This window comes from Nonomuraea angiospora (genome assembly GCF_014873145.1).
Taxonomy (GTDB): Bacteria; Actinomycetota; Actinomycetes; order Streptosporangiales; family Streptosporangiaceae; genus Nonomuraea; species Nonomuraea angiospora.
Genome location: NZ_JADBEK010000001.1, coordinates 11,444,290 through 11,464,687, shown reverse-complemented (window position 1 = coordinate 11,464,687; position 20,398 = coordinate 11,444,290). Strand labels below are relative to the sequence as shown.

Here is a 20,398-nt window from a genome sequence, read left to right as displayed (position 1 = left end):
GTTGATGACGCAAGACGAGGATCTCCGCGTCCTTCGACCTCTGTGAGCGGACCAATAGCACCACCCACCCCGCGAGTTGGGCGAAGATCAGATAAAGCATCCGCAACGCCATAAACAGCGATCATGCCCGCAAGAATGGGAACGCCAAACCCCAGGTCAGCTCCGACGGCCGTGTTTCGGGCACCCACAGGACCATCGTGGGATTCGCCGACGACCACCTGATGCCGCTGGTGGACGAAGGGCTGGGCAACAGCTCGTACCTGCTCGATCTGGGCGATGGCCGGGCGCTGGCCGTGGACGCCGCCCGTGACCTGCGGGCGCTGAAGAGCACGGCACGCCGGCGTGGCCTGACGGTCGCGTATGCGGCCGACACGCACCTGCATGCCGACTTCCTGTCCGGCGCCGTCCAGCTCGCCCACGACCACGGCGCCACCGTGCTGGCCTCGGCCGCGGGGCACCGGGCTTTCCCGCACCGCGGCCTGGCCGACGGCGACGAGGTCGATCTGGGCGGGTTGCGGCTGCGGGCGCTGGCCACGCCCGGCCACACCGACGAACACCTCTCCTTCGTGCTGCTGGACGGCGGCCGGGAGGTCGGGGTGTTCACCGGCGGGTCACTGATCGTGAACTCCGCCGCCCGCACCGACCTGCCCGACGGAGCGGCGAAGTAGTGAAGGCGGCCACCCTCGACCGGCGGACCGGGCGCCCAGTGCCTGGCGGGCTGCTGTGCCCCGAGATCTTCGGCCCGGACCGTGACGACGCGTGCACCTCCTCGGAACACCACAGCTCTCAGGAGGCGGGGCAGGTCTGCGGCCGGTGCGGACGCTGCATGCCGGTCCCGCGCCAGGAGCGCGAGCGCCGCTTCGGCCACATCGAGCTGCCCGTGCCGGTGGTTCACCCCTGGTACGTCACCGGCGCTGCCGGCGCCCGGCTCGCTCGTTCGCTGCGCATGAGCGAGGAGGAACTGCGGCGGATCGCGGGCTGTGAGCTTGCGCTCGTCACAGACCCCGATACCACGACGCTGTATCCAGGGCAGTTGGTGGATCCCGAGGACTGGCCTTTCAACCCGATCCGCCCGCACGCGGCCACGGCCGTGACAGGCGCTGCGGCCATGCGCTTCCTCCTGGACCGGGCGGCCGTCACCGACGCGGCTACCCCCTCCCGCGACACGATCTTGCTCCAACGGCTGCCGGTGCTCCCTCCCTCGCTGCGGCCCTGCTTCCGCGCGGACGACAGCCAGACGCGGAACAGCGACCTCAACGACCTTTACAGCGGCGTGTTCACCAGCATCGAGACTTTCGCCCGCATGGACAACTCCTGGCCCGTGATCCCGTGGCTCGGCGCATATCAGGCGTTCCAGTCGCGGATCGACGCGCTCCTGGGCGGAGCCCGTGAGCCCGAACCCGTCCAGGGCACCAACGCCAGGCCACGGGTCAACCTCGCAGCGAGGCTCCTCTCTCGCTGGACCACCGGCCCGTTGCGTGACGACTTCCTGCACCGCTCCGTGGACTACAGCGCCCGGGCGCGCCTGGTGATCGGCCGGCTGCTGGACCGCGCCGAGGACGACGCCGACCCTGGCACCGTCACTCTCGGCCGTGACCTGGCGCTGCGTCTCGTCGAGCCGCACCTTGTGCACGCCCTCGTCGCCAACGGCGCTGCCAAATACCCATCGAGCGCGCATGTGATGATCCAGGACCGCTCCGAGGAAGCCCTGCGACTGCTCGAGACGGTGTGCGAGCGTTCCCTGATCCTGGTCGCCTTCCCGCACGGGCCCTGGCGGTTGATCGCCCTGCGTCCGCAGGTCGATGAGACACCCGCGCTACAGGTCACGCCCGAACTCCTGGACCTGGTCAGCTGGGAGAACCTCGGCAAACCGGTACGGATCTTCAGCGTGCTCACCGACGAGGCGCGTAAAGAAGCGGCCCACCTGCTGACGCTCGACGCCCTGCGCACCGCCCCCGCCGCCCGCCCTCCCCGGCCGAGCACACCGAACTCCTTCTTCGACCTGCCCTGCGCGGACCTGCCCGCCCGCCTCGCTGAGACGGTTTTTACCGGCGACGCGCTGCCCATTGCCCCCGACGACGGCCTTCTTCTGTGCGACCCCGGCTGGCTCTCCTCCCCTGGGTCTTGACAACTCCGTGGCGAGCCCGATCCCGGATGTGCGCCATGCCTCGGGCCGACGTCCTGTTCCTGGGTGGCCTCCAGATTCAAGCCGCGAAGGGCGTCATCGGATCGCGCGCCACGTTCCTGTTCGCCCCTTTCAACCAGGGAGTAGGGGCAGTACCCGGATGGCGAGGTCGCGGCCTGGCCGCACACGCGCCAAAGGCGGCCAGGGCGTGATGATCGGGGCCTGCTGATCTATCTGAGCGTCCCAGCCCGGGCCATCACGGTCGCCTCGATGCCGTCCCTTCCGGCGCCAAGGCATCCACGTCATGCCGGACGCACAGCTTCCTGACGGATTCGCGCCGGTCAGCATGTCGGCCAGTCCGTCCGGCAAGGGTACCTCCGACGGGAGTCGAACCCGCACGTAGATCCTTTAAGGGATCCGCCTCTACCTGATGGGCCGCGTAAACAGCACCTCATCCAAGGCGACGAACGTGAAAGACCACAAGGGAAGCAGCAGGGGAGGCCACCGTGGCCGGGCACCGGGTCAACCTCGGTGCGTGGGTGAAGCCGGCGAGACAGGGACCCGCTTGCCGAGCTGCGGGCGCTCCCCAGCTCTACCGCCACGGTGGCCTAGTCATCCCATCCCTGAGCGCCCCCGTAGTGGGGTCTGATCAGAACCTGGACGGTGGTGGCCGTTGCAGGGCGTGTACCCCCGCGCCGTCCGGACACTGCATCGGCTAACGACCCACCATCACCGGCGCCTGGCCGACCACGCTCCCGATCAGCGGCCCTGAACTAACGACGCTGCGCCAAAGTATCGACATTGCGTTCGAGCCGGGGTGCGCGCGGGAAGCATCGCGAACCCCGGCTCCGCCCTACGTCAGGCCGAGTGCCACGCCAGCGACAACCGGGCCGCGACATCAAGCCCCGCCCCATCGATCGGCTTGACAATGACGTGATCAATGAGCAGAGCGAGCAACTCCCTCTGCGCGGCCGGGTCCGCGCTCGCCCACCAGCTCTCCACGCTCGTCGTGTCGGGCGGCACGAGCTCGGCTCCGCGGCGATGCGCAAGCGCCAGCAGCAGATCGGGCGCCGCGGCGGTCCGCAGCTGCTCCAGCACCTGCTCCACCACTGCCGGCACCAGCACGCGCGCCGCGATGCGCACCCGGCCGCAGCCGTCGGCCGGACAAGCGAAGGTGATGACGCCGACGGTCATGTCGGGGGTCAGGTCGCCACCGCAGCCGCGGCGCGTCACCAGTCCTGCGAGGACCAGGTCGGCACGCCAGCCGTACTCGACCGCAGTCTCCTCGCGGCCGGGGAGCACGCGATCATCACGGCGGCCTGCTCGGCGGTCAGATCGCCGGCGGCGTACGCGGCGTGCCCGAGGGCCACCTTGTTCCCAGCATCGATGCCCTCGACGTCCGCTGGCGCAGGCGGTGGCGCTGGGTCGTCGGGACGAGGCGGTACGACGGTGAGGCGGCGCTGGGCAGGCGCGTCGCCCGATGGCTGATCGGCCATGGTGACTCCTGGGGGAAGTAGTGCCGGCCCAGCGTAGGCACCGGCACCTGGCCGCGTCATCCATTCGCAACCGGCCGGGACTCTCCAACAGCGTTCGATGGCTTCCGACGGAGTTCGATGTCGTTCGGCAACAGCGCGAGGCCGTGGCGGGAGCCAGCAGGGCACCGAACGGCGCTGCATGTGCTGATGGGCCCGATTCCTGTTTGCCGATGCGGGAGGCGACGACCATCAGATATTCCGCGCCGCCGTCGCCCAGATGCGTGCCGAAGCCGGGCTCGTCCAGCGCACCGCTGTGAGACTTGAGGAGGTCGACCGCGTCCTGATCGGCCGGCTGGCCCGTGAGTGTTCACAGGGTGTTCACACCCTTCTCGTCCGCACCGGAGACGATCACATGCGTGAACACGCGCAGAACGACCGGCCGTGCGGCCTTGACCATCTTTACCGTGGTGGCCCTGTTACTGGGCGGCCTGACCCCTTCCGCGACAGCGGCCGTGCAGGACTTCGTCCTCACCCTCAACGCCTCGGACCTCGGCATGGACCCCGCCGGCCTGCGGGACATCGTGCCGGAGATGCAGGCGGACATCAGGGAGCACGGCGGGCTCGGCAAGGCGCTCAAGCAGGCACTCGCGGACAGCGAGGTGAGCACCACCGTCGACACCACGGAGTGGTCGAACGTCGACGGCACGGTGGACGTGACCTCCGGCGGCGCCGGCCTGGCCGTCACCATCCCGGCCGGGGAGGTCTCCACCGCCGGCTGGTGGACGGGGTTCGCCGCCACGGTGATCGGCTGGACCACCGGATACGGGCTCAGGGTGCTGTGCATCTCGGGCCTGACCTCCACCGGGGTGGGGGTGGCGACCATTCCGCTGGTCTGCACCCCCCTCCAGACCACCGTCACCGGCATCATGACGGCGCTGATGACGCACACGTTCAACAGAACCCTCGGCACGCCCGCGGCGACCAGGGACATCATCATCGCCGGGCTGCTCGGACTGGCCGGTGGCTTCCTGTGGGAGAAGTACCTCGCTCCGTGGGCGAAGGAGAATCTCGCCGCGGCCATGAGGAAGGTCGGCACCTGGATCAGGTCCAGGGTGCCCTGGGTCAACTCCTGGCTCGGAAGCGGCGCCGCCGAGGGGGCGGACGCACTCGGCGAACAGCTAGAGGAACTGGAGGACCTCCTCAACGAGGCGATGCGTGACTGGGGCGGGCTGCGTACGTCGCTGCGCGTGATGCCCCTCGGCGACTCGATCACCTACGGCGTGGAGAGTTCCGACGGCAACGGCTACCGCGACGAGTTGTACGACTACCTGAAAGCCAGCGCGCCCGACGTCGACTTCGTCGGGTCGGTGAAGGCCGGCTCGATGAGCGACCGCGACAACGAGGGTCACCCGGGCGACCGGATCGGCGAGATCGCGGCCTTCGCCTACTGCACCGTGCCGCGCTACCAGCCGAACGTGATCACCCTGCACGCCGGCACCAACGACATCAACCAGAACTACAACCTGTCGCAGGCTCCCACCCGGCTCAAGAAACTGGTCAACCAGGCGCTGACGCACTCGCCACGTGCCGCGGTGCTGGTCGCCAAGCTCATCCCGACCGGTAAGGACGGGCTCCAGCCGCGTATCGACGCCTACAACGCGGCGCTGCCCGGCATCGTGGAGGACCTGCAGAGCGAGGGCAAGCACGTCCTTCTGGTCGACATGAGGCGCGTGCTGGTCAGCGACGGGCTGGAGAACGACGCGCACCCGACGGACGCGGGCTACGCCAAGATGGCCGACGCCTGGTACGGCGCCGTGCTACAGGCGAACGCCAAGGGCTGGCTCCAGAGCCCGCTGCCCGAGCAGGCGGACGCCGGCTGCAACCCGACGGAGTCTCCCATCGACGACGACCCGGGGACGGACTCCCCCATCGGGTCCGGCGAGACGGCTCTCGGCGAGGGATGGCGCGCGCTCGGCGTGATCGCGTCCGGATACGGCACCAGGGTAGGTCGCACGATCATCGCCGAGCTCAACGGTGACCAGCGGGCCGACTACCTCCAGGTCGCCGCGGACGGTCACTTCCGGGCATCGGTGAACACCGTCGGCACCCCCGGGCAACCCGACTGGGTGGACGTGGGCACGTACGCTCCGGCAGCCAGCGACGCCTCCACACCGATCGATGTCAACGGGGACGAGGTGCGGTTCGCCGACCTCAACGGGGACGGACGCGACGACTACCTCCTGGCCGGTTCCGACAGCAAGGTAGAGGCCTACATCAACTTCCCCGGGTCGGGCGACCAGCTCAGATTCGTCCGCTGGGGGACCGTCTTCGACGAGGAGTCGTTCAGCCGGGACAATCTGCGATTCGCGGACGTCACCGGGGACCGGCGCGACGACATCCTGCGGGTCGGCGCGGAGGGCGCGGTCCACGTCTACCAGAACATGTGGGACCCCAACAGCCCGCCGATCAGTAGCGAGTCACAGCCCCCGGACTGGGGACTGTGGCTCAACTGGGCCGGCGGCACCCGGGGCTCGTCGCTGGAAGCCGTCCGGTTCGCCGACGGCGACGGTGACGGCCGGGCCGACTACCTGCAGGTTGGCGTGGATGGCTCGGTACACGCCTTCCTCAACCGTGGCGGTGGGGGCAACGGCAGCTTCGAGGCGCGCTACGACTGGGCCCACTCGTCCGGCTACCCCCGCCCGTACGTCCAGTTCGCCGACATCAGCGGTGACGGCAAAGCCGACTACCTGGTCGTCTACGACGGTGGCGCCGTCCGCGCCTGGCTGAACCGCGGCGGCAACTAGGAACAGCACCGGGGCCGCGTCGATCGACGCGGCCCCTTCCGGCCGGCGCCCGAGGCGACCGAAGCTATGAATCCGTTACCGAAAGAAGGTGAGACCAGGGCCTGCGGCGGGGATGGTGGATCTCCAAGTCCAGCAGAGGGCTTCCTCTCACGCGAAACTAGGCGTGCCTCTGCATGGGCTTTTCTCCATGGACGGCGCTCGTTCCCGGTGATCCCCCGGATCAGGCTGCCTCCTGCTTCACCCCACCGCTACGACGGCTGGGCGACGGTGGACTTTCACCTCCGTTCGGACAAACAGCGCTTTCCATGGCGCATTGACACGTTTCTTACTGGCCACCCTTATCGGCCGGGCCCTTGATGTGGAAGGGCACGATCTTCCCTTCGTGTTCGCAGCCGCCGTCGGCGTGGGCGCGGGGGTTGAGGCAGGTGTCGCGGCGAAAGGCTGGACCGGCCAGCGGCAGGTCCACTGCGGGGCAGCCCGGCAGCCCGGCACGCCGGACGGCAAGCGAACACGCATGGTGCACACCTCCTGCTATCGCAGCCTCCGGGCACGTAACCGCAGGAGACCGGCCACATTCTCACCCGCCGAGCCCTCGGGGCTTGCTTGAGCCGTGGTGCGGGGAAAGCCCGCTCGCCCGGTTCCGAGGGGGCGACGGCACGGCAACGTGCCGCCGCTACCCGACACCGGCTGGCCGGAAGGTTGTGGATCAGGTCGCAGTGGTGTTTGCCGCCTTGTACCGTTTCGGGCGGCTGGGTGATCAACGAGTGTTGGACGGTGCGTGGTGACGGAACTGACGGCGTACGAGGCCGGCTGGCGCAAGGTCTGCAGCGACCTGGACAACCATCCCCGGATCAAGATCCTTCACGCCTCGCAGGGTGAGCTCGACACGGGTTTCACCGATGTCGCCGCCTCGTGGGCGGCTCTTGTGGGCGAGCAGGAGGTCAAGGCGCCTGCCGCGCTGGAGCAGTGTGGTCTGCGCTTTCGGGGCCTGGGGCGCCAGTGGATGGGTGAAGGGCCGTACGTCAACGGTGAGTTCTACCTCACCCACATCGCGCGGGCGGGAAGCCCAGGGCTGGAGGAGGAGTGGATTGAGTCGTGGACGGGCAAGGAGCTTTTCCGGGCGTCGCAGCTGCGGGTCATCGATTGCCATCCCTTCACGGGTACGGGTCACTATGTCGCACTGCGGCTGCTTCCAGGTAAGGGCGAACCCGAAATCTGGTGGGTGGCCGAGCCTTACTATGGCGCCTGGAAGATGGACGTTGGCTACCGCGAGTACCTGGAGATGCTTCAGCTGACCAAGGGCGCCTCCTCCTGGCAGTTCTTGTTCACCCGGGCGCCGCTGAGTAATGAAGAGTTCGAGCGCGTGCGCGATCGCATTGAGAACATGCTCGACGCATTGCCGGTCCTGTTCCCCGAGCACGACTACAAGCCGCTCACAGAACGCTTCTCCGCACGTCTTCTAGACGGGTGTAGCTAGATCTCACTGACCTGAGCGATCAAGTCGTAAGTGCATATTCCTCCTGGTGATGGGCGGAATGAATGCGGTGGTGTTCGCGGTCTAGTGAGCTGGTCTTGAGATGCGGTCGCAGTAGCGGCAGATACGATCGATGATCTGATCCGCGGTTTTGGTCCACCTGAAGGGCCTGGCGTTGTCGTTCCAGGTCTCGATCCACTCCTCCAACGCGGTCTTGAGAGCGTCCAGGGAACAGAAGTAGCCCTCGGCGTGGTCGTGCTCAAGGCGTTTCCCTGGCCTTCGATACTCTCGATCAAGCGGCTGTCCGCCGGTTCCTCAACCCCTGGGAAGTCTGCGACCTCATCGTGCGATGACGTCCCTTGGCGTTGGGGCGGTGTTTGGCCCTGAGCTGGCCACGGGCTCAGGGCGGCTCGGGGAGCGGGTATCCGAGCGGACGAGGAACCGCGGCGGCGCAGGACCTCGAGCGGCAGCGAGGTCCAGAGAACGGCAAGAAGCGCTCGGTCCTCTGGTACGAATCTCAGTCTGGTGTCGGCGCCGGACCGTCATGCTGACAATCCACAAGGTGTGCTGCCCGTGCAGCGGGTTTCGCTGCTCGACATCGCGGGGTATGGTTCCGGTACCGATCAGGGCCTTCGGCAGTACCGGCGGCACCAGCGGACATCGACTTCATCGCACGGGGGCTTGGCCGTACCTCGCCCACCAGCGATTTCCCCTGACTGTGTGGCACCTGACGCCGATTGGTGGTGTCAGGGCGCTGGTGGAGGTCGGAGTTCGCGTCGCTGGGCATGGCGATGCCGGCTCTGGGCCGGGTGCTGCGACAAGGTGATCTGAAGTGCGGGTTATGGGACGGGTGGTGGCCTGCTCCGGCCCGTGAGCGGCGAGCGGTCGAGGCGCTCTGCCGGGATCTCGTGGATGCCGGCGGATGCGTCGGGCTCGTCTGGGGGCTGGTGGGTGTGGCGCCACTGGTCGAGGAAGTGATCGTTGGCAACGGTGACGAGCAGCGCGACCAGGATGGTCTGGGCGAGGCGGCCGTGGACGAGTCGGTTCTTCGGATCACTCAGGTCGAGGTCGTGGCCCTTGAGACGGCCGTTCAGCCCCTCCGTCATCGCCCTGACAGTGGAGTACGTCCCCCGCCACAAGGGGCTGAGGTAAGGCAGATCCTGGCGGAACTTGTCGAGGTGACCGAGGTCGCCGGCGTGCAGGGTGACGGTGTGCTGGTGGCAGATCTTCGGCAGTTCGCCGGTCTTGTGGTCGGGATTCGGGGGCAAGACGCGGGGTTTGGCCGCGGGGTGAGCGGCTCGCTGCCGGGCATCGGTCAGGTCGACCCGGTCACCTGTCCCCGTTTCGACCGCCTCCACCAGCGCGGGCCCAGTCGACCCGCTGCGTCGGTCTCTATTCCACGCGGGTGTCTCCCGCATGTTTCCGCGACACGACCCGCGCCGCCTCGACGATCTGTCCTTCACCTGGGGTGAGGGCGGGCCCGGAGTTCCGGGTCTGCCACCAGACCGATGCGGTGATTGCGATGTGCAACGCACAGGGAAGGAGCATGATGGCTGATCCGACGCCATCGGACCGGTCGTTCGCCGCGGTGAAGTCCGCGTGCAGGACGAGCAGGACGAGGAAGCCGATCGTGTTGTTCACCGCGTGGATGACGATGCCGATCTCGAGTCCACCACTTCTCCAGGTGATGATCGCGAGAGTGGATGCGAAGACGAGGTAGTAGAGGTTCACCCAGGGGTCGGTCGAGAAGTGCACCACGGCAAAGAGGACGCTGGATACGGCGACGCCGAGCAGCAGCGCTACGCGCGGGCTCTTGGCCCAGCTCGCGGCGACCCGGAACACGAGGCCGCGGAATCCGTACTCCTCTCCGGCAGCCTGCAGAGGCGTCAAGAGGAGGGTGACGAGGAAGACGGAGGCCAGTCCGACAGTCGACCAGGTGGTCGTCGTGTTGCCCATCACCAAGTTGGAGACGACCAGGTTGATCGCCCACAGCGGGAGGACGACCAGCATCGCCTTACCGAAGACAGCGGTGCGGAAGACACTCCGTACCGAGGTCAACGAGGCGGCCCGGACTCCGTACAACCATCTTTGGATCAGCATGCTCCACGGAATCAGGAGGGCGATAGGGAGCATCGCTGCGACATGGATGCTCGCGGTATACCCGCTCAGCCCCAGCGCGGCGTCGATACGGAACGCGACCTGGACCGCTCCGAACGTGAGACCGAACATTCCGCCGACGAGCAGGATGATCGCCAGGACGCCCCGGCCGACGCGACGTCTGTCGCCCGCGAGGACGCGCTGATACTCCACTCCGGGCGGAATCGGACGAGGCGCGAACGGGGACGTCCTCGCCGGAGAGTCCGTGGAGGGCGGTGCACTGGATTGGCTATGCATGCCATCCATCCCATACGGGCGTGCAGTCGGACGGTACTGCCGTCATGTCATCGGAACAGGTGACACAGTGTCACTATCGGCGGTGTTCGAACACCGGAGAGGCTCGAGGCATGAAACTGCTCAGAGGTCTTCTCATCGCGATCGTCGTCGTCGGCATCCCCAGTGCGTTCATTCTGCTCCTCAGCCGGAGCAACCCCGACCTCATCGGGTTCCTGCCGGAGGACTGGGAGTCGTTCATCATCCAGAACGATTGGATCGGGTACCTCGTCCTCGGCATCGAGGTGCTGGCTGCGCTCGGCGCCACCGGGCTCGGATCGCTCATCAAGAAGCGCGAGAACGCCGCCTAAAATGGGGGGATCGAACCATTCGCGAAGGCGGGCCGTCCGCTGACGGGCTCCGGTACCCGTCAGCGGATCCGGCACGCGACGATTCTCACGATCACGGTCGCGGTCGTCCCCATCGGGATGCTGGCCGTGGCCGTGACCTCCACCTCGTGGTGGGACGGAATCCTCGTCGCCATAGGTCTTCTCGTGCCGCTGCTTCTGCTCCGGCAGTGGGCTCCCGACGGTTTCCCGAACGGCAGCATCCTGGTCCTGGTTCTCTCCGCCGCGAGCTGGGCGTTCAGCGCGGCGCTCGGCGGCAGCCCGCTGGGCGTGTTCGCGCTCTCCCTGGCCGGCGCGATGATCCTGACCCGGTTGCCTCGTCATCGCTTCATCGCCATACTCGGCTTCTGCGCGGCCTCGGCGGCGCTCGGCGCCATGGTCTTCATCACGCGGCCGTTCACTCTTCTCACCGCGGCGAACTACCTCCTCATACCGGCCGGCACGACGCTGTTCATCTGCATCGTCATGGCCCTGGTCGAACGCTACTCCGACATCCTCCTCGCCCTGGAACGCGCGAAACAGACCGAGGCCGAGCTCGCCGTCGCGCGGGAGCGCATCCGCTTCGCGAGCGACCTGCACGACATCCAAGGGCACACACTCCACGTGATCAAACTCAAGACCGCCCTGGCCAAGCAGATCACCGACTCCGACCCGGTCGCAGCGAAGCGTGAACTCGACGAGGTGCAGCGTCTCATCGCCGACACCATCGCCCGCACACAGGACCTCGTCCACGCGCAGCGCCGCCTCAACGTCGCCTCGGAGGCGGAGAACGCCAAGAACCTCCTCGAGGCCGCCGGAATCGCCGTGACGATCGCCACGATCAACCCGGTGGGAGGTTCCGAGAGTGCCCTGCTCGCGCAGGCGCTGCGCGAGACCACGACGAACATCCTGCGCCACTCGAACAGCACGCGCACGACGATCACGATCGACACCCACCGCATCGAGATCGTCAACGACGGCGCCGATACAGGCCCGCTGCCCCCGCTGGGCGGCCTGGGCACCCTCCGCCGTCGGCTGGAGGAGAGCGGGGGAACGCTCGACCTCGCCCGCGAATCCGGAAGCTTCCGCACCACGGCAACGGTCCCCGCACCGGCGCCGGTCGCATCCACGAGCGAGCACGACCGATGAGCCCCCAGCCCGTGACCGTCCTCCTCGCCGACGACGAACGGCTCATCCGGTCTGCCCTCGCCGCTCTTCTGCCGCTCAACGGAAACATCGCGGTCATCGCGGAAGCCGCCGACGGCGCCGAAGCGGTCAGACTGACACGGGAGCACCGGCCCGACGTCGTCGTCATGGACCTCGACATGCCCACCATGGACGGGCTCCACGCCGTCGCAGAGATCCGCGACAACGACCCGGACCAGATCATCGTCCTCCTCACCCGTCATGCCCGGCCCGGCGTCCTACGAAGAGCGCTGAAGGCCGGAGTCCTCGGCTTCCTCAGCAAAGCAGCCGACCCCGAGTTCATCGCCGAGATCATCCACACCGTCGCCAGACGACAACGATGGATCGACCCCGGTATCGCCGCCCTCGCCATGACCGACGACTGCCCACTCACCGAACGCGAACTCGATGTGCTCCGTGAAACAAGCGAAGGCTACGCCGTCACCGACATCGCACGCCGACTACACCTCGCGCACGGCACCGTCCGCAACTACCTCTCCAACGCTATGCAGAAAACCCAAGCCGCGACCCGCCACGACGCCGCCCGCTACGCCCGCGAACACGACTGGCTCTGACCTGGCCACTTCATCGTCCCGAAACCGCGCTCGCGTGATCCGCTCTGTCCGGGCGTGCGGAGACGGGCGCGCACGTGACGCAACTCGGGGCGCGTGGCGATGAACGCTTCGTTCAGGATCACTGGCGCTGGCACTGGCCTTCGGGTGATCCCGCCGTCAGTGACTCGGGGCGATCGTGCCGCGCCGGGCCTTCACCTGATACAGCGTTCCGCCGCCCCGCGGCCGATACCTGGCGCATGATTCTTCGGCAGTTCGCCGGTCTTGTGGTCAGGGGTCGGGGGCAAGACGCGGGGTTTGGCCGCGGGGTGGGCGGCTCGCTGCCGAGCGTCGGTCAGGTCGACCGTAGAGGGGCGGCTGGGCCCGCGCTGGTGGAGGCGGTCGAAGCGGGGGCAGGTGACCGACGGGGAGGTGCCTGCCGCTGGGCACTGGTAGCGGATATTGCCGTCTGCGTTCGCGCTCTGTTTGAGACGCAGCAAGTACGGCTCTCGCGCGGCGATCAACGCGGTGAGCTCTTGCGATGGTGTGCGGATGGCGGCGTCGTCCAGGCCGGTGGTGGCCTGTGCGAGCCTGTCGGGGATGAGCGGGCAGGCCAGGGAGCCGTCGATGAGCAGGGCGCCGTGGGCGCTGCCCTGCACCCCTCGTTGATCCACTTTGTAGTCGAGTGCGAGTTGGTAGCCGAGTTCGCGTGCGGGTTGGGCGAAGTGGGCGGGTTGCTGGTCGGTGTAGGCGCGGTCGACGACGGCGAAGGCTGCGGGCAAGCCGAGGGTGGGCAGGGGTTTGAGGGTGGTGATGGCGTTGGCGCCGATGCGTTTGTGTGGGGTGTCGAGGACCAGGCCGAGCGCCAGTTGTGGGAAGGAGCCAAGTGCCGGGCGGGTGCGGGCGGCGACGGTGAGGGTGGCGCTGTAGCCGTACTCGGGTGGGCCGTTTCCGGCCGAGTGGTGCCAGCCCGCGGTGATCTCGGTGGAGGCGATCAGTTCGCCGGTGGAGCGGTGGGCGCGGGGTGGGCGGGCGAGGACCGGGGTGGCGGTGGTGTCGATGCCGACATCGCCGCGGAAGTGGCGGAGGTAGCCCCGGCCTTTGGGCCAGCGCACTGGGGTGAGCACCAGCGCGGTGACGATGTCTTGCAGCAGTTCCCCGTTTATGCGAGTGTGCTGGGTCGTCGTCCTCCCAGACGGTGGCCAGCGCGTCGGCTTGATGCTGGGGCAGGCGGGCGCGCCGATCGTGGCGGGCTGGATCCAGCAGGGTGGTCAGCCGGTCGAAGGCTCGGTAGAAGCGGCGGGAGGAGGCGAGCACCTGGTGGATGTCTTCGGGGTTGATGTCGGGCAGGCCGAGTCGGTGGCGTGCGGCGGCGGCGCAGGTTCTGCTCGGCGCCCACGACCGTAGTCTCACCACCCAGACCAACCAAGCGCAGATCGCCGCGCTGGCCGTCGTCTTGTCGATCGTGGTCAGACGTCGCGGGAGTTGTAGCCCTGGAGGTGGGAGCCGCTACCGAAGGACGGATTGGTGATCGGCTCGAGATTCCAGGCGACGATGCGGTGCGGTCGGATGCGCAGGGTCTCGTGGTCGAAGGCCGGGTGGAGCGGTGGGTCCAGGAAGACGATCTCGGCGTGACCACGCAGTTCGATGCCGCGGCCGGTCTGGCCGAGGGCGTTGGGCGTCGGTGACTGGTCGTCAATGACGAGGGAGACCCGGGGATCGGCTAGGACGTTCTTATATTTGCGGCTCTTGCTCAGCTCCGGGCCGCCGATCTGGACGGTCTCGGTTGCGGGGTCGAACCAGATCACGACCGGTTGAGAGTGGGGAGACCCGTCGGGGCCGAGGGTGGCCAGGCGGCCGAGTTCCTGCTCCGACAGGTATGCGTGCTCTGAGTCAGTGAAAATCATGGCAGCAGTCTGCGACCTCAATCGTGCTTAAGGTCAAGCGATCCGACCGAGCACACCGCGGGTTCGACCGCATTGCGGAACTCAGGGTTCAGGTTGCCTTCCAGACCCGCGGGGCATAGAGCCCGCGAGCCGGCGGAGCGGTTCGGACAGGTGCTGGGCCAACCACCGCAGCTCGTCCGCGTGCCGGGAGCGAGCCAGCAGAGTGGGGGTGTTGCTGCCGTCCTCGGCATCGTGGGGCAGCGCGGAGTGCCGTAGCTGGTGCGGTGTCCAGCCGCCCCACTGCAGGAGTCCGGCGGCGCCGGTGATGCTGGGGCGGGCCAGCGGCCGGGTGAGGGTCTCGAACAGTTCCGCAGCGCGTCGGTAGGACGGCCGCGTCCGGCCTCTTCTTGATCGTGTCGAAGGCCCCGTGCAACCGCTTGTCATCACTCTGATCGTTCAGTGTGCGTCGTCGTTGACGCTGTTTCTGGTGCTGACCATTGCGGTTCTGCGTGTCCTGCCTCGTCTGGCTGTTCCACTTCGAGATGGCAGCCAGCCTCCCCGAAGCCGTGTTGCTGGGAAACGATCACAGCGATCCTGGGAGGCGATCTCCTCGCCCCCTCTTGCTCCCCAGGCCGGCCCTGTTCGTGAACACCCCACGGGATGCCAGTAGCTGCTGTCGCGGCCACATCCGGTGTCCTTGTCGCTCCAGCAGAAGGTGAACTCCGAGGTGTAGGCCAAGGACCGGCCCGATCACATACCCCGAGCCTGGCGCGGCCCCCTGCACGCCCACCACCCGCTGCCGCTGCATCGCATCCACCGTCCGCCCGTTTGTCTCTGCCTGCCGTCCCTGGCCTGGTACGTCGTATCCGCTCAGTTCCGCAGCCGTCTTTGATGCTCACAACCGGGGGCCCGGGTCAGGGCTCAAGGTGATCGGACACATCGCCCGGCCCGGACGGGCGGCCCGGCGATCAGCACGTCCCCGCCGTCGGGGTGCTTGGGCGTCAGCGTCAGCTTCACCTTGTGCGTACGGCCGCGACTGACCCCGGCCTCCACGTCGGCGGTGACCACCCACGCCTTGAACCCCGCCTTGGCCTTGGCGTCCGCCTTCAACTCCACGGCGAACTCCAGCTCGATCGGCCCCACCGCAAAAGCGATCTGGCTGCCCGCCCCGGCCACCGCCGCCGCCAGCAGCTCATCACGCAGCCCCTCCACCGCCTGAGCCAACTCGATGTCCACCCGCTCCCGTTTCGCCGCCCGTCCCCCGAGCGGGGCTCTCGCACATCTTTGTCCGCTGCCGTTGGGGTCCTCACCGTAGAACAGGCGCGTCGCCACCCGGGACGGACACAGCAGTTTTCATGTGGCCAGAGCCGGACGACCAGCATCCGGATACCGGGGCAGCAGCCGTCCCGAACGGACCTCCAGCCAGACCAGGAAGATCGCGCAGTCTCGCCAGCCGAAGGCCGATGAGCGGCTGCAGGAGGCCGGGCCGCGCCTTCATGGTCACAACAGCAAACGGTGATCCGAGGTTGTTGAACACGGAAGGTTGTTGAACAGCTTCTTGAAGGCTTCCAGCGCGGCCTGTCGGACAGCTTCGACCAGTCAGCAGAAAATGATCGTTAAATGAAGAACCATTATCCACCACTCGACTCCGTCTCCGCCGCCTGCCCCGTCCAGTAAGCAAGCTGATTCCGGGTGGCCAGGGTGTCGGGGTGTTCGGTGCCCTGAACGCGTTCGCGTACGGGGAGCAGGGCGGCGAACTGATCGCGGGCGGTGGCCGCGTCACCGGCCTCCCCCGTCCAGGAAGCTAGGTTGTTCCGGGCGGCCAGGGTGTTGGGGTGCTCGGCGCCCAGGACGCGTTCGAGGATGGGCAGCAGGACCGTGTACTGGTTACGGGCGGTGGCCGCCTCCCCTGCCTCCCCCGTCCATCGGGCGAGGTTGTTCCGGGTGGCCAGGGTCGTGGGGTGCTCGGCGCCCAGGACGCGTTCGAGGATGGGCAGCAGGACCGTGTGCTGGTCGAGTGCGGTGGCCGCGTTCCCCGCCTCCCCCGTCCACCAGGCGAGGTTGTGTCGGGTGGCCAGGGTGGCGGGGTGCTCGGCGCCTAGAACGCGTTCGCGTACGGGGAGCAGGGTGGCGAACTGGTCGCGTGCGGTGGCTGCGTCCCCCGTGCCTGCCGTCCACCGGGCGAGGTTGTGCCGGGCGGCCAGGGTGTCGGGATGCTCGGCGCCTTCGACGCGTTCGAGTACGGGGAGCAGGGCGGTGTATTGGTCGCGTGCGGTAGCTGCGTCCCCCGCCTCCCCCGTCCACCGGGCGAGGTTGTGCCGGATGGTCAGGGTGTTGGGGTGTTCAGCGCCCAGGACACGTTCGAGGATGGGCAGTAGGACCGTGTACTGGTCGCGTGCGGTGACTGCGTCCCCCGCCTCCCCCGTCCACCGGGCGAGGTTGTGCCGGATGGTCAGGGTGTTGGGGTGTTCAGCGCCCAGGACGCGTTCGAGTACGGGGAGCAGGGCGGTGTATTGGTCGCGGGCGGTAGCTGCGTCCCCCGCCTCCCCCGTCCAGGAAGCTAGGTTGTTCCGGGCGGCCAGGGTGTTGGGGTGCTCGGCGCCCAGAACGCGCTCGAGGGCGGGCAGCAGGGCTGTGCACTGGTCGCGTGCGGTGATCGCCTCCCCCACCTCCCCCGTCCAGATGGCGAGGTTGTTCCGGGCGGCCAGGGTCGTGGGGTGCTCGGCGCCCAGGACGCGTTCGAGTACGGGGAGCAGGGCCATGTGCTGGTCGCGTGCGGTGGCCACGTCCCCCGCCTCCCCCGTCCACCAGGCGAGGTTGTGCCGGGCGGTCAGGGTGTCGGGATGTTCGGCGCCCAGCGTTGCCAGAGCGTGGGTATAGATGTCTTGCTGGAGCTGGACGGCGGTGGTGTAGTCCCCGCTGGCATCGAGAAAGTCGACCAGGCGATGCAGGCCAGGGGAGTCTGCCGGCAACACGGCGCGAGCGTGTGGCAGGAGTGCTTGATAGCCAGGCCAGGTACTGATCGTCCTCGGATTGTCAGGGAGCGCGGCCTGGACCAACTCAGCCGCGCTGTCGCGGATCTGATCGCGTTGGTCGGGCGCGAGCCGATGCAAGGTGACGGCCTGGACGAGACGGTGCACGCTGACCAGGTCCTCCGGCTGGCCAGGGACAAGCTCGACAAGGCTGGGGGTGAGGGTGATCAGGCTATAGGACTCCAGCAGTGCCAGCGCCTCGTCGACCTGCAAGAGGTCGGTCTCCGGAAGGCCGTCCAGCACGGAGCAGGGCAGATTGTCGGGGGCAAAACAGGCCAGCAGGTTCAACAAGTCGATGGCCAGCGGGTTGATGGCCTGGATGCGAGCGTGGCTGATGGTCAGCACTTTGGCTACTACGCGCTCGGCGTCGCCTCCGGCTGTTGCGGCGGCATACATGCGGGCGGGGATGTCCTTGAGCAACTGCAGGTACGCAGACAGGTTCATGCGGGGGGTGCGGGCGATGTAGGTGCCGGCCTGGGCCAGGGCCAGAGGCAGATCCCCCAGATGTTCGGCCAGCTCCCCTAGCCCGTCGCTGTTGGCGGAGTCCGGAGGGCCGATCAGGCCGGCCAGCAGGGCGATCGCGGCTGGGCGGGGCAACAGCTCCAGCCGGAGCGGGGTGATGTTCAGGTGCTGCCAGCCGATGTCGCGGCGGGTGGTGATCAGTACGTGACCGTGGGCGAGACGGGCCAGGTACGGCTCGACATCGGCGACCTCCTCGACATTGTCGAAGATGACCAGCCAGCCGGGGTGGGTGGCCAGCCAGCTCAGTGCCCAGGCGGCGGCTTCCTCCACGGTGGCCTGCTCGGCGGCCACCGAGTCGATGCCGCATGCCAGCGCCCGAGCCAGGGCGGCCAGCTCGACGCGAATCTGGTCGGGGCTGTCGGCGTCGATCCACCACACCAGGCCGTAGTCCTGGCGATGGTGGTGGGCATACTGCAGGGCCAGCTCACTCTTGCCGACGCCACCCAGCCCGAGTACGGCCTGACTGATCACCCCCGGTCCCGTCGTGTCCCGCAGCGTCTGGCGCAGAGCCGTCATGGCTGCCTCCCGGCCGACGAAGGCCCCCGCGGGGCGGCGCGGCAGGCCCGACAGCCCGGCCGGGACCGGCACGGTACCGGCCGGGGGCAGTGGCCGCCGTGGGCCCTGCTGGGTGATCTGGGTGATGCTCTGGTCGCGAGCCGCCTGGTAGACCCGGCCATGCTCACGAGCGACGCCCTTTGTCTGGATGTTCAGCCGCTCTTGGGGGCCGTCTGGCAGGAGAGTCATCGTTCGTTGATGGTCTGGTCGCCGCCTGCTTGGTACACCCGGCCCTGGTCTGAGGCGTGCGCCCGCATCTGCACGTTCCGGGCGCCGTCACCGGTCGAGATGACGCCGGAGTTGTCGCCGCCTCCGGCGACCGCACGCTCGCCGGACGCCGACACCGCAGGCGGCGTGCTCTGCCCGGCCGCTGTCGGGGTGTGTTCGGCCCGCAGTTGCGCCCGCAACGCCACCACAGCGACCACCAGGGCGGCCGCACCCAGCGCCATGCCGGTGAACATGCTGACCACGCTGGCTCGCTGATCCAGCACCTGAAGCACATAGTCGGGCAGGTGCAGCGGATCGGCGAAGAACCACAGCAACCCGGCCGCCAGACGGAGCACCAGCACGACGACCGCAGCGATCACCACGACCCGCCATAACCGCAAACCCGGCCGACGTCCAGCCGCAGACGACGTCTTCGACATGCCTCCAGCGTGCCCCCGAACCGGCGCGAGCAGACTGAAAGTAGCGAAGGCGTTACCGGTTCCCCCGCCTCTGCGAATCGGTCGTTTACGGGACGGTGACGGGGGCCGCGCCCTGATCGGCATTTCCGCAGGAACGATTGTCCCGAAACCCGTCCCTCCGTGCCGGGGGTGCGACCGCGGCCTACCGGACAGCCCGGGCGGCGCGGACCCGTGTTTTACTCCTGATAACGTTCCTTCTCGCGAGCGAAATCGCGAGCGAAAGGCGCCTCCCCATGCCGCTGCCCCCCGACGAGATCAGGCGCCGTCTGGCCTACATCAGATACCTCCACAATCACGGAGTCGAACAGGCCCGCCTGCCCGAGCCGCTCTCCTGGTTCTCAAGCTCGCACTCGGCACTGATCTCCCGGTTGCGCAAGGCATGAAGCGACTGAACAAGATCCGCAACACCCTCAAGCACAACGGCGGCCATCCCGACCAGCCCACCATCAACCTCGCCGCTGCCGACACCACCACCTTCCTCGAGGCCAGCACGCCCCTGGTCTTCCAGCTGGACTACGAAGCTGTGTCCATGGCCGACATGATCCCTCAACAGCCGGTGCGCGACCTGGTTCACCAGGCGGAGACCGCAAGCGCGGACGGCAGGCAGATGGCGGCCATGGTCGCGCTCGTGGAGGCGTTCGAGGAACTTTTCAAAGCCTCGCCTCTCGACGACGACTACGCCGTCAAGTCGCTCCTCCGCCTCGGTCCCACCATCAACTACCCGCTGAAGGACGGGGAGATCGCGCGAGTGCTGTACCCGCCGGAACCGCCCAGCCCGGCTCCATCACCGCTGCCGGGTTCCTGCTCGTGCTTTCGGCTCTGGCCTGGGCTCCGCTGGTCAACGAGTTCCTGCTCCAGGTCATGGGCTTGTTGCTGCTGGTCTATGTTGTCTTCGCGTTGCTTGCCATCGGCGGCCGGCGCAAGGCCAGGTCTATCGTCACCATCGCGGCCACCCTGCTCATGGTGCAATTGCTTCCTTTTGCCTGGTGGGGCTTCACCAGCTCGACCCCGTCGTCGGTAGGCCAGGACACCGCAGTGGTGAACATCCTCGCGATAGCCGCCTCCTGCGCTGGACTCCTGCTGCTGTACCTGCGGGGCAACGACGCCTATTTCCACAACTCCGAGGAACGACGCCGACTTCGCAAGGCGTCGCGACGACGTTGACGGCCAGCCTGGGTACGCTTGCGTGTGCCCATGAGTTGCTCATGAGTACGGCGAGTGAGGTAACTCTAGGGATTCAAGGATCTCTTCGGTCGGTTTTGATCCAAACGAACGGCTTGACGTCCTCGTTCCAGATGTTCACCCGCGCCAGAATATCGTTCTCCCGCGTGGTGACTATCGTGTGGG

At 67.8% G+C, this 20,398-nt stretch carries 17 protein-coding genes; 8 read left to right on the top strand and 9 right to left on the bottom strand.

What is annotated here, in order from left to right:
- Positions 1-197: 197 nt before the first annotated feature.
- Together H4W80_RS52510 and H4W80_RS52505 are read left to right on the top strand one after the other, a co-directional pair.
- Positions 198-668: an MBL fold metallo-hydrolase gene (locus H4W80_RS52510; RefSeq protein ID WP_225964160.1), complete on the top strand. Its 471-nt coding sequence runs from the start codon at positions 198-200 to the stop codon at positions 666-668.
- Complete coding sequence (locus H4W80_RS52505; RefSeq protein ID WP_192791915.1) at positions 668-2,128, top strand: hypothetical protein; 1,461 nt, start codon at positions 668-670, stop codon at positions 2,126-2,128. Before H4W80_RS52510 ends, H4W80_RS52505 begins: the two co-directional genes overlap by 1 nt.
- An 855-nt stretch (positions 2,129-2,983) precedes the next feature.
- Here H4W80_RS52505 and H4W80_RS52500 read toward each other — a convergent pair.
- The gene (locus H4W80_RS52500; protein ID WP_192791914.1) at positions 2,984-3,427 is read right to left on the bottom strand and encodes a hypothetical protein; all 444 of its coding nucleotides are present in this window, start codon (positions 3,425-3,427) and stop codon (positions 2,984-2,986) included.
- 640 nt (positions 3,428-4,067) lie between these two features.
- On the opposite strand from H4W80_RS52500, the gene H4W80_RS52495 reads away from it, so the two are divergent.
- Positions 4,068-6,404, top strand: coding sequence for a GDSL-type esterase/lipase family protein (locus H4W80_RS52495; RefSeq protein ID WP_192791913.1), 2,337 nt, complete (start codon positions 4,068-4,070; stop codon positions 6,402-6,404).
- A gap of 778 nt (positions 6,405-7,182) precedes the next feature.
- The gene (locus H4W80_RS52490) at positions 7,183-7,881 is read left to right on the top strand and encodes a hypothetical protein (protein WP_192791912.1); all 699 of its coding nucleotides are present in this window, start codon (positions 7,183-7,185) and stop codon (positions 7,879-7,881) included.
- An 836-nt stretch (positions 7,882-8,717) separates the two neighbouring features.
- Here H4W80_RS52490 and H4W80_RS52485 read toward each other — a convergent pair.
- Both H4W80_RS52485 and H4W80_RS52480 read right to left on the bottom strand, forming a co-directional pair.
- Positions 8,718-9,146, bottom strand: coding sequence for a hypothetical protein (locus H4W80_RS52485; protein WP_192791911.1), 429 nt, complete (start codon positions 9,144-9,146; stop codon positions 8,718-8,720).
- Between the two features lie 124 nt (positions 9,147-9,270).
- Complete coding sequence (locus H4W80_RS52480; RefSeq protein ID WP_318787482.1) at positions 9,271-10,188, bottom strand: CPBP family intramembrane glutamic endopeptidase; 918 nt, start codon at positions 10,186-10,188, stop codon at positions 9,271-9,273.
- 194 nt (positions 10,189-10,382) lie between these two features.
- Here H4W80_RS52480 and H4W80_RS52475 point away from each other — a divergent pair, with 194 nt between their 5' ends.
- The 3 genes from H4W80_RS52475 to H4W80_RS52465 all read left to right on the top strand — a co-directional run bounded on the left by H4W80_RS52475 (position 10,383) and on the right by H4W80_RS52465 (position 12,394).
- Positions 10,383-10,619 carry a hypothetical protein gene (locus H4W80_RS52475; protein ID WP_192791909.1) on the top strand — a complete coding sequence of 79 codons (237 nt, stop codon included), beginning with the start codon at positions 10,383-10,385 and terminating at the stop codon, positions 10,617-10,619.
- A gap of 183 nt (positions 10,620-10,802) precedes the next feature.
- A complete protein-coding gene (locus H4W80_RS52470; protein ID WP_192791908.1) occupies positions 10,803-11,783 on the top strand; it encodes a sensor histidine kinase in 981 nt (326 codons plus the stop codon).
- Positions 11,784-11,794: 11 nt separating this feature from the next.
- Entirely contained in the window at positions 11,795-12,394 is a 600-nt protein-coding gene (locus H4W80_RS52465; RefSeq protein ID WP_318787481.1) for a response regulator transcription factor, read from the top strand.
- Between the two features lie 191 nt (positions 12,395-12,585).
- Here H4W80_RS52465 and H4W80_RS52460 read toward each other — a convergent pair whose 3' ends face one another.
- From H4W80_RS52460 to H4W80_RS52435, 6 genes are all read right to left on the bottom strand, one after another.
- Positions 12,586-13,497, bottom strand: coding sequence for a hypothetical protein (locus H4W80_RS52460; RefSeq protein WP_192791906.1), 912 nt, complete (start codon positions 13,495-13,497; stop codon positions 12,586-12,588).
- Positions 13,498-13,839: 342 nt separating this feature from the next.
- Positions 13,840-14,277 carry a PPOX class F420-dependent oxidoreductase gene (locus tag H4W80_RS52455; RefSeq protein WP_192791905.1) on the bottom strand — a complete coding sequence of 146 codons (438 nt, stop codon included), beginning with the start codon at positions 14,275-14,277 and terminating at the stop codon, positions 13,840-13,842.
- A gap of 900 nt (positions 14,278-15,177) precedes the next feature.
- Positions 15,178-15,492, bottom strand: a complete 315-nt coding sequence (locus tag H4W80_RS52450) for a trypco2 family protein (RefSeq protein ID WP_192791904.1) — start codon at positions 15,490-15,492, stop codon at positions 15,178-15,180.
- 395 nt (positions 15,493-15,887) lie between these two features.
- The gene (locus H4W80_RS52445) at positions 15,888-18,554 is read right to left on the bottom strand and encodes a tetratricopeptide repeat protein (RefSeq protein ID WP_192791903.1); all 2,667 of its coding nucleotides are present in this window, start codon (positions 18,552-18,554) and stop codon (positions 15,888-15,890) included.
- Complete coding sequence (locus H4W80_RS52440; RefSeq protein ID WP_192791902.1) at positions 18,551-19,012, bottom strand: hypothetical protein; 462 nt, start codon at positions 19,010-19,012, stop codon at positions 18,551-18,553. Before H4W80_RS52440 ends, H4W80_RS52445 begins: the two co-directional genes overlap by 4 nt.
- Positions 19,013-19,343: 331 nt before the next feature.
- Positions 19,344-19,625, bottom strand: a complete 282-nt coding sequence (locus H4W80_RS52435; protein WP_192791901.1) for a hypothetical protein — start codon at positions 19,623-19,625, stop codon at positions 19,344-19,346.
- A 233-nt stretch (positions 19,626-19,858) separates the two neighbouring features.
- Here H4W80_RS52435 and H4W80_RS52430 point away from each other — a divergent pair, with 233 nt between their 5' ends.
- Positions 19,859-20,215: a hypothetical protein gene (locus H4W80_RS52430; RefSeq protein WP_192791900.1), complete on the top strand. Its 357-nt coding sequence runs from the start codon at positions 19,859-19,861 to the stop codon at positions 20,213-20,215.
- Positions 20,216-20,398 lie beyond the last annotated feature (183 nt).